2 protein-coding genes are annotated in these 1,515 nt (G+C 64.6%); both read right to left on the minus strand.

Features of this window, described 5'->3' with window-relative positions; translation table 11 throughout:
- The coding region (locus tag EOA22_RS33195) for a succinylglutamate desuccinylase/aspartoacylase family protein (RefSeq protein ID WP_164756164.1) at window positions 1-669 on the minus strand (669 nt) is incomplete at its 3' end.
- Between the two features lie 86 nt (window positions 670-755).
- Window positions 756-1,515: MFS transporter (locus EOA22_RS33200; RefSeq protein WP_164756165.1), on the minus strand; the 760-nt coding region annotated here is incomplete at its 5' end.

Raw genomic sequence — 1,515 nt, forward strand, 5'->3', positions numbered from 1 at the left:
GACATCGAGGATGCCGCGATATTCGACGGTGGTGGCGACGCGACGGTCGAGCTTGGCCACATCGGCGGGGACGTTCTGATAGGGCATGATCGAGGCGCCCTCGAAGGTGCCGTCGGTGTCTTCGCTCCACAGCACGACCGCGTCGACGCCCATGGCCGCGGCGCAATCGGCCATATCAGGCCACAGGCTTGTGTGGACGTAGAGATAGGCGAGGCCCTCGTCATCGCAGTGCAGGTCGAGCACGATGTCGTGGCCGAGCGAGAGCTGCACCAGCCGCGTCTTCAGCCGCTGGTCGACGCTGCCAAGGGTGGTGTCGGGCAAGAGCGCTGTGTCGGGCGCCGCGAGCAGCGGAAAGCCGCGGTTGAAATTGGTGCGCGTGCCGAGATGGAAGCGGCCCTGATGCTCGCCGAAATGATATTGCGCCCGGCCGATCGGATTGGCCCAGGGCACGATGGTGAGATTGCCCTTGATGCGGCCTTCGGCTTCAGCCTTGTTGAGCATCGGCATCAGCGCGTCGATGGCGACGACACCCGGCAACTCGCCGGCATGGAGTGCCGCCTGCAGATAGGCCGAAGGAGCAGCCTTGTCGGAACCAGTGAAGCGGAACAGCGGGAATTCGTAGGAAACCCCTTCGCTTTCGCCGGCGATGCGTTCGATCGATTTCTGCATGACTTCCTCCATCAGGAGCGAGAGACATGCGATTTGAAGGCGCCGATGTCGATTGGTCCAGCCTGCCGCGCTATGGGCGCAAGAGACTATTCAGCCGGAAGCGGGATGACCGGCGCGCGCCGGTCCAGCGCCTGCGACAGCACAGCGGCGGTGACCGCCAAAACAGCGAGTGCTGCGCCGACCAGCGGCAAATTGGCATAGGAAACACCGGCGGACAGGGCCACGCCGCCTATCCAGGCGCCGCTGGCATTGCCGATATTGAAGGCGCCCTGGTTCAGCGTGGCGGCGAGGTTCGGTCCCTCGGAGGCCGCCTCGACGACCCGGATCTGCAACGGCGGCACGACGACGAAGATGAGCAGGCCCCACAGGAAGACGATGCCGATGGCAACGCTGGCGATTGCGCCGAACTGCCTGAATCCAACGAAAAGCAGGGCCATCAGCAGCAGGGTGCCGATCACTGTCGGCATCAGTTTCCAGTCGGCCAGTCTGCCGCCGATAATGTTGCCGATGGTCATGCCCGCGCCGAACAGCAGCAGAACCCACGTGACTGCCGAGGTCGACAAGCCCGATACCTCGGTGAGGTAGGGTTTGATGTAGGTGAAGACGGTGAACAGGCTTGCGGAGGTCAGCGCCGCGATCAGCATGGCCAGCCAGACCTGCAGCTTGCCCAGCACGCGCAGCTCGCCGCGCAGGCCGCCACCGCTTGGCTCGGCGACATCGGACGGCACCAACCAGGCGATCGCTGCCACCGAGATCAGGCCGATACCGACCACGGCAACGAAGGTGGAGCGCCAGCCGAACGCTTCGCCAAGTGCGGTTCCGGCGGGAACACCCAGGATGTTGGAC

The sequence above is a fragment of the Mesorhizobium sp. M7A.F.Ca.US.014.04.1.1 genome, from assembly GCF_003998745.1.
Classification (GTDB): domain Bacteria; phylum Pseudomonadota; class Alphaproteobacteria; order Rhizobiales; family Rhizobiaceae; genus Mesorhizobium; species Mesorhizobium ciceri.